Annotated in this window: 1 pseudogene; it reads left to right on the top strand. The window is 34.0% G+C overall.

The window, feature by feature from the left end:
• Positions 1 to 379: pseudogene (locus H2280_RS08565) on the top strand (autotransporter outer membrane beta-barrel domain-containing protein); the annotation flags it as partial.

The following is a 379-nucleotide window of genomic DNA, read 5'->3' as shown; positions in this document are numbered from 1 at the left end:
AAGATTGGGTTGTTTCTACTGATGAAAATGGTCAATTAGAAACTGTTGTGGTAGGTGGAGATAATAAAGACAATGTAACTGTAGATAAAGTCACTGTAGATCAAAGCGGACTTGATTTAGGACAACTTGATAATGTTAGCAATCTCATTTCAGGAGTAAAACCTGATAAAATAGGTGGTATAAGTGTAAATGGTGGCGGTGAAATCACTATAGATGTTGATCCACTCACAGGAAAATTAGCAACAGATTTTAACCTTAATGCTTCCATAGCAGGAGCTACTTTTAGATCTTTAATCAACACTACTTCAAGAAGATCAACATTTATTGATAGTGTTATGGGTAATTCTATGCAACATTTTGCTTTTGCTAAATCTAGTAC

The organism is Campylobacter sp. 2457A, from assembly GCF_020135895.1.
GTDB lineage: Bacteria > Campylobacterota > Campylobacteria > Campylobacterales > Campylobacteraceae > Campylobacter_D > Campylobacter_D taeniopygiae.
Note: the sequence above shows the minus strand (reverse complement) of the source record. Positions and strands in the feature narration are given on the sequence as shown.